Genomic DNA, 6,703 nt, shown 5'->3' with positions numbered 1-6,703 from the left:
GGCTCAGGTCGACGGTCGGCCAGGATCGCGAACCGGCAGCCTGACGCGGTCCTGAGCTCGCGAGGGCGCTGGCGGTGGCATCTGGTTCGCCCGCGGCCCCGGCATCCGACGCAGAGGCAGCCCCGGCGTCGGAGGCAGAGGCGGCCGCGGTCATTCCGTCAGGCTAACCCCACGCCCGTCCGTCGATTGGCGACACCTTTCTGCCGCCGTCCGGGGCCTCCGAGCTTCGGCGCCAGTTCTCTGCGATGGCGCCACATATTTCGTAGGGCCAAAGCAGGAAAGTGGCGCCGAAGCCGTCGCCCGCGAGAGCCAAAGCAGAAAGGTGGCACCAACACACCAAAGAGGGCAGCCCCGCGGCCCCGGACACGGGTTTCGGCGCACCGAAATGATGCTAGGTTTTCGGTATGCCGAAATCAGCGACACGCGAGCAGCGGACGAGCACGCCGCGCGTCGCGTGGCTGCTCGGTCCGGCCCTCGTCGCGGGCGTCGCCTACCTCGACCCCGGCAACGTGGCGAGCAACATGACGGCCGGCGCCCGCTACGGCTATCTGCTCGTGTGGGTCGTCGTGGTCGGCAACGTCATGGCCTGGCTCATCCAATACCTGTCCGCGAAGCTCGGCATCGTCACCGGCCAGAGCCTGCCTGAGACCCTCGGCCGTCGTCTACGCAACCCGTGGGCGCGCCGCGCGTACTGGCTGCAGGCGGAGCTCGTGGCGATGGCCACCGACATCGCCGAGGTGATCGGCGGCGCCGTCGCGCTGTGGCTGCTGTTCGGGGTTCCGCTCCTGTGGGGCGGAATGGCGACCGGCGCGGTCTCGATCGCGCTGCTGCTGATCCAGTCCCGACGCGGCGCCCGCAGCTTCGAGTTCGTCGTGATCGGCCTGGTCGCGATCATCGCGTTCGGGTTCACATACGGCGTCTTCATCGGGCCGCCCGACCCCGCCGGCGTGGTCGGCGGGCTGCTCCCCCGCTTCGAGGGGACCGATTCAGTGCTGCTCGCGGCGTCCATCCTCGGCGCGACGATCATGCCGCACGCGATCTACGCGCACTCCGCGCTCTCGCGCGACCGGTTCGCCCCGGTGTTGCTCGAAGCGATCGACGACGCGGATGCCGCCACGCTCGAGGACCGGCGCGGCATCGCCACGACCCGCCTGCTGCGCGCCACGCGCTGGGACGTCACGATCGCGATGGTGATCGCGGGCACAGTGAACCTGTGCATCCTGCTGCTGGCGGCGGCCAATCTCGCGGGCGTGCCCGGCACCGACAGCCTCGAGGGCGCCTACGCCGCGCTCCAGGCCGGGCTCGGACCGGCGGTGGCGACGCTGTTCGCGGTTGGCCTCCTCGCGAGCGGCCTGGCGAGCACCTCGGTCGGGGCCTACGCCGGAGCCGAGATCATGCACGGACTCCTGCGCGTCCGTGTGCCGTTGCTGGCCCGGCGGCTCGTGACCCTGATCCCGGCGCTCGCGATCCTCGCGCTCGGCTTCGACCCCACACTCGCGCTCATACTCAGCCAGGTCGTCCTGAGCTTCGGCATCCCGTTCGCGCTCGTGCCGCTCGTCCGGCTGACCGCGGATGCGGGCGTGCTCGGAAGCCATCGCAACCGTCCGCTCACGACCGCGGCGGGAATCGTCGCGTCCGTCCTGCTGATCGCTCTCAACGGGCTGCTCCTGTGGCTGGTGCTCGCATCCGGTTAGCCTGAAGCGTGGCCTCTCCCGCGATCGACGACTACCTGAAGACGATCTACAACCACACCGAGTGGCAAGACGATCCGATCACGCCGTCGCAGCTCGCGGCCGAGCTGCGCCTGGCCCCGTCGACCGTCACCGAGATGGTGCAGAAGCTCGCCGCACAGGGGCTCGTGTCGCACCGGCCGTACGGCCCGGTGCGGCTGACGCCGGCCGGCGCGGCACGTGCGGCGGCGATCATCCGCCGGCACCGGCTGATCGAGACGTGGCTCGTGCGCGAGTTCGGGTACGCGTGGGACGAGGTGCACGACGAGGCCGAGGTGCTCGAGCACACGATCAGCGACCGTCTGCTCGAGGCGATCGACGCGCGGCTCGGCCATCCCCGGTTCGACCCGCACGGTGACGCGATCCCCGACGCCGGGGGCGCCGTCGACCGCGCACCGTTCGTCCTCCTCGCCGAGGTCGAGGAGGGCGCAGGCGGTCCGGTCCTGCGCGTGTCGGATCGCGACCCGGCCGTGCTGCGCGCACTGCAGGACGCCGGCATCGACGTCGGCCACGTGCTGACCGTGGTGTCGGCCGGCGTCGTGCGTCTGGACGGCGGCGAGACCGTGACCCTGCCCCCGGCGGCCACGGAGGCCGTCTGGCTCGCCCGGTAGACGTCTGGAGCAGCGCGGAGGCCGCCGGGACGGCGCGGCGAGCGACGGGCTCGGCCGGAATGCGTCCCGGGTGAGGGCCAGGCGGGACGCTGAGCCCTCCGGACCGCCGTCCGCTCGCATCCGGCCTTGGTTCGGGACGCATTCGGCGGCCGACCCGGCCACAGAGCGGCCCATCACGACAGCAGGAGCAGCCCGACCGTGTAGCTGACCGCCATCGTGCCGATGCCGACCGCGAGGGTGCGCACGAGTGTGCGCCAGACGGCGGTGCCGCCCGCACGCGCGGCGACGATCGACGTGACCGTGAGCGACGCGACCACGGCGAACACGATCGCCCACACCTCGATCGCGACGGGCACGAAGATCGTGATCAGGAGCGGCACGAGCGCCCCGACGACGAACGCGATCGCGGCCTGCACGCCGGTCCACACCGGCTGCGCGCGCGACATGACCTCGTCGATCCCGTACTCGGTCTCCAGCTGGGCCGCGAGCGCGTCGCGCGCGCTCAGCTGCTCGGCGACCTGGCGGGCGACGTCGGCCGTGAGCCCCTTGGCCTCGTAGTACGCGGCGAGCTCGTCGACCTCGTCGTCGGGGCTCGTGGCCAGCAGCGCGCTCTCCTGCGCGATCACGCGCAGCTGCGCCTCGCGCTCGGACTCTTCCTCCGCCCACTTCGCGCCTCCCGAGGCGAGCGCGCCGGCGACCGTGAGGACGATCGCGACGATCATGAGCGTCCGGTCGTCGCCGCCCGCCCCGGCGAAGCCCTCGAGCACGCCCGCGGTGGCGATGATGCCGTCGTTGACCTCCGGCATCCACCCGCGGAACGACGCGGGGTCGCGGAACACCGCCCGGACCCGCGTCCAGGTCGACGGCGGCGCCTCGGCCATGCCCGCTCTCCCGTGCTCGTCCGGTGCGCGGCCGCTCAGCGACGGCGCGTCTTGCTCGCCTTGAGGTACGGCCAGCTCATCCGCGTGACGCGCTCGCAGTAGTCCCACAGCCGCGCGGCGAGCTCGGGGTCGCGCACGATGCGCGGCGGACGCGACGCGCGCGGCGCACCGCGCACCATCAGCGACGGCCCCCAGTACTCGCCGCTCTCGACGTGCGGATCGATGAGCGCGCGCACGATCGCCTCGGCGCCGATCTCCTTCGAGCGCGCGATCGGCGCCTGCAGCCCGTCGGTGAAGCGCTTCCACGAGGTCGGGTCGTTGACGCCCTCGATCGTGCGCGTGCGTCCGCCGATCGCGTAGCCGGGGTGCGCGACGACGCTCGCCACCGGCACGCGCGCGGCGTGCAGTCGACGATCGGCCTCGAGTCCGAGCGCGGCGGCGGCGACCTTCGACTGGACGTACGCCCGCCAGGGCGTGTAGTCGCGCTCCAGCTCGAAGTCGAGGTCTTCCGGGTCGAGCGCGCGGAACGACGTCGAGATCGACCCCAGCCATACCATGCGCCCGCGACCCGCGGCGAGCGCGGTGAGCAGCTCGCCGGCCAGCGCGTAGTGCCCGAGCACGTTGGTGGCGAACACGATCTCGTGCCCGTCGTGGGTGACCTCGCGCTCTCGCGGCGCGTGGACGATGCCGGCGTTCAGGAGGAGTCCCGCCAGTCCCGTCCGTCCGCGCGCGGTCGCCGCCGCGGCGCGCACCGAGCCGAGGTTGCTGGTGTCGAGCAGCAGCGTCTCGACGCGGGCGTCGGAGTACTGCGCGAGCACCGCCGCGCGCGCCGCCGCGAGCCGATTGGGGTTGCGACCGGTCATGATGACGTGGGCGCCGGCGGCCGCCAGCTGCAGCGACGAGAAGAACCCGATCCCGGCGTTGGAGCCCGTCACGAGGAACCGCCGACCGGTCAGGTCTGGCAGGTCCTCCGGATCCCACGCGTCACGTGCCACGAGACCGAGACTAGGGCTCAGCGGCCCCGCCCCGCATGCCCTGCGGCGGCGACGCGCCGGAGGACGCCGCCCGCGCGGGCGGGATCGGCGCCGGCCATGTGTAGTCTCGCCTGCATGGGCACGTGGGACGAGACGGGCGTCGCGAGGGATGCCGCGAAGGGGCGGCACCCGTGAACCCCTCCGAGCAGACGCTGCTGTTCGCGGCGACCGGCGTCGTGCTGACCGGAACGCTCGTCGTCCTCGTGGTCCAGTACGTCCGTCGCTACGGGTCGCGCCGGCGCCGCGACGAGGGCGAGGACTGATGTCGATCGTCCTCATCGTCACCGCGTTCGTGCTGCTGATCGCCGCGACCGTGATCTACGTGAAGAACCGGAACACGGGCCCCGACGGCACGAACGTCGGCTCGACGCGGCGCGGGCTGATCCTGCTCGTCTTCGTGGGACTGGCGCTGGCGCTGGCGTCGCAGCTGCCGGTCTTCCGCGGCTGACGCCCGCTCCCGCAGGACTCCCGTCCGCGGCCGTGGCCGCCGCCCGGCCCACGCCCTGCGCCGAGTCACCGCCCGGGCATCGAGTCACTGTGCCCGCGCCGAGACACTGTGCAGCAGCGCAATGACTCGGCACCAGGGCAGTGACTCGGCGGGGATGCCGGGGGACGAGACCTGGAGCGGCGGGGAGTGCGGCAGGCGGGGGCGCCGCCCGGGCCGGACGGGGCCGGGACTACTGCGGCTGGAGGCCCAGGTCGTCGAGGTCGATCGCGGCGAGCCACGTGAGGCCCTCGGCCTCGACGGCGGCCTGCGCCCCGGTCTTGCGGTCGACGATCGTCGCGACGGCGACCGGGATCGCGCCCGCGGCACGCAGCGCGGCGACGGCCTTGAGCGGCGACTGGCCCGTGGTGGAGGTGTCCTCGACCACGACGACGCGCTTGCCCTCGAGCTCGGCGCCCTCGATCTGCCGGCCGCGGCCGTGGTCCTTGGGCTCCTTGCGCACGACGAACGCGTCGAGCGGCGTGCCGGCGCGCACCGACTCGTGCAGGACCGCGTTCGCGATCGGGTCGGCCCCGAGCGTCAGCCCGCCCACGGCGGCGATGTCGCCCTGGTCGCGGATGAGGTCGAGCATGATGCGTCCGATCGCCGGCGCCGCCCGGTGGTCGAGCGTGAGCTTGCGCATGTCGACGTAGTAGGTCGCCTTCTTGCCGCTGGCGAGCGTGAAGTCGCCGTGGAACACCGCCTCGTCGGTGATGAGCGAGATGAGGTCCTGGCGGTCGGCTTCGAGCTCGGGCGTGCTGGCGACGGTCATGCCGTCGAGTCTACGGCGACCGGCATCCGCCCTCCCCCGCAGCCCGAGTCACTGTCCTGCCGCCGAATCACCGCGCAAGAGCACAGTGACCCGACCGGCGTGCAGTGACTCGCGGTGAGCGGATGCTGTCGGAGGGCCGTTCTAGGCTGGATGCCATGCGCCTCGCCACCTGGAACGTGAACTCCATCCGCGCGCGGGTGGCCCGCACCGTCGACTTCGCCGTGCGCGAGAACATCGACGTCCTGGCCATGCAGGAGATCAAGTGCAAGCCGGAGCAGTTCCCGTACGCGGAGTTCGAGGCCGCGGGCTACACGGTCGAGGCACACGGCCTCAGCCAGTGGAACGGCGTCGCGATCGCCAGCCGCGAGCCGCTCGAGGACGTCGAGCTGGCCTTCCCCGGCATGCCCGGCTTCGCGAAGGGTCACGAGGGTCCGGATGCCCCGCTCGAGGCGCGCGCGATGGGGGCGACGATCGGCGGCGTCCGGGTGTGGAGCCTCTACGTGCCCAACGGCCGTTCGCTCGGCGACCCGCACTACGTGTACAAGCTGCACTGGCTCGCCGCCCTCGAGCGGTACGCGCGCGACACGCTCGAGACGAGCCCCGACCTCGCGCTCGCGCTCACCGGCGACTTCAACATCGCCCCGACCGACGCCGACAACGGCGACCCCGCGGTGATCGAGGGCGTCACGACCCACGTGTCGCCGCCCGAGCGCGCCGCGTTCCAGTCGCTGCTCGACGCGGGGCTCGCCGACGCCGTGCGCCCGCTCGTGCCGACGGGCTACACCTACTGGGACTACAAGCAGCTGCGCTTCCCGCGCAACGAGGGCATGCGCATCGACTTCGTGCTCGGCTCGCACGCGTTCGCGAACGCGGTCGTGGGCGCGGGCATCCACCGCAACGAACGCAAGGGCGACGCCCCGAGCGACCACGTGCCCGTGGTCGTCGACCTCGACCTCACCGGTCCGGACGACGACGACCGCCCGATGATCTTCTGACGCGAGGGCTCCCCCGGCCCGGCCCTCGTCGATGACGGATGCCGGGACCGCCTGTCCGACGGCGCCTCCATCCACGGCACAAGGACGGCTTCTCGACCGCCTGCGGGCACGGCACGATGGCGCTCGGCGCGTGGGCCGTGCGCACCGGACGGGTCGCGGCGCCCGATGACGGCGAGGCCGTCGTGACGATCGACGT

At 72.5% G+C, this 6,703-nt stretch carries 8 protein-coding genes; 5 read left to right on the top strand and 3 right to left on the bottom strand.

Annotation, left to right across the window (positions count from 1 at the left end):
- Positions 1–404 precede the first annotated feature (404 nt).
- The gene (locus WML84_RS11550; RefSeq protein WP_347346293.1) at positions 405–1,694 is read left to right on the top strand and encodes an Nramp family divalent metal transporter; all 1,290 of its coding nucleotides are present in this window, start codon (positions 405–407) and stop codon (positions 1,692–1,694) included.
- Positions 1,695–1,702: 8 nt separating this feature from the next.
- Positions 1,703–2,341 carry a metal-dependent transcriptional regulator gene (locus WML84_RS11545; RefSeq protein ID WP_347346292.1) on the top strand — a complete coding sequence of 213 codons (639 nt, stop codon included), beginning with the start codon at positions 1,703–1,705 and terminating at the stop codon, positions 2,339–2,341.
- A gap of 173 nt (positions 2,342–2,514) precedes the next feature.
- Here WML84_RS11545 and WML84_RS11540 read toward each other — a convergent pair whose 3' ends face one another.
- Both WML84_RS11540 and WML84_RS11535 read right to left on the bottom strand, forming a co-directional pair.
- Positions 2,515–3,222 carry a VIT1/CCC1 transporter family protein gene (locus WML84_RS11540; RefSeq protein ID WP_347346291.1) on the bottom strand — a complete coding sequence of 236 codons (708 nt, stop codon included), beginning with the start codon at positions 3,220–3,222 and terminating at the stop codon, positions 2,515–2,517.
- 35 nt (positions 3,223–3,257) lie between these two features.
- Positions 3,258–4,217 (bottom strand): SDR family NAD(P)-dependent oxidoreductase, encoded by a 960-nt coding sequence (locus WML84_RS11535; protein ID WP_347346290.1) that lies wholly within the window; start codon positions 4,215–4,217, stop codon positions 3,258–3,260.
- Between the two features lie 170 nt (positions 4,218–4,387).
- Here WML84_RS11535 and WML84_RS11530 point away from each other — a divergent pair, with 170 nt between their 5' ends.
- Entirely contained in the window at positions 4,388–4,519 is a 132-nt protein-coding gene (locus WML84_RS11530) for a hypothetical protein (protein ID WP_347346289.1), read from the top strand.
- Positions 4,519–4,704 (top strand): hypothetical protein, encoded by a 186-nt coding sequence (locus tag WML84_RS11525; RefSeq protein ID WP_347346288.1) that lies wholly within the window; start codon positions 4,519–4,521, stop codon positions 4,702–4,704. Before WML84_RS11530 ends, WML84_RS11525 begins: the two co-directional genes overlap by 1 nt.
- Positions 4,705–4,933: 229 nt before the next feature.
- On the opposite strand, the gene pyrE is transcribed toward WML84_RS11525, so the two are convergent.
- Complete coding sequence (pyrE, locus tag WML84_RS11520) at positions 4,934–5,512, bottom strand: orotate phosphoribosyltransferase (RefSeq protein ID WP_347346287.1); 579 nt, start codon at positions 5,510–5,512, stop codon at positions 4,934–4,936.
- Positions 5,513–5,667: 155 nt separating this feature from the next.
- Between pyrE and WML84_RS11515 the strand changes: the two genes are divergently transcribed.
- Positions 5,668–6,507 (top strand): exodeoxyribonuclease III, encoded by an 840-nt coding sequence (locus tag WML84_RS11515; RefSeq protein WP_347346286.1) that lies wholly within the window; start codon positions 5,668–5,670, stop codon positions 6,505–6,507.
- Positions 6,508–6,703: the final 196 nt, after the last annotated feature.

Origin of the sequence: Microbacterium sp., from assembly GCF_039812165.1 — a bacterium.
Taxonomy (GTDB): Bacteria; Actinomycetota; Actinomycetes; order Actinomycetales; family Microbacteriaceae; genus Microbacterium.
This window is presented reverse-complemented; position numbering and strand designations above follow the sequence as displayed.

Excerpts from the sequence above, each read along its gene's own strand:
- WML84_RS11515 (WP_347346286.1), top strand. The coding sequence starts at position 5,668 with ATGCGCCTCGCCACCTGGAACGTGAACTCCATCCGCGCGCGGGTGGCC.
- WML84_RS11550 (WP_347346293.1), top strand. The coding sequence starts at position 405 with ATGCCGAAATCAGCGACACGCGAGCAGCGGACGAGCACGCCGCGCGTC.
- WML84_RS11525 (WP_347346288.1), top strand. The coding sequence starts at position 4,519 with ATGTCGATCGTCCTCATCGTCACCGCGTTCGTGCTGCTGATCGCCGCG.
- pyrE (WP_347346287.1), bottom strand. The coding sequence starts at position 5,512 with ATGACCGTCGCCAGCACGCCCGAGCTCGAAGCCGACCGCCAGGACCTC.
- WML84_RS11540 (WP_347346291.1), bottom strand. The coding sequence starts at position 3,222 with ATGGCCGAGGCGCCGCCGTCGACCTGGACGCGGGTCCGGGCGGTGTTC.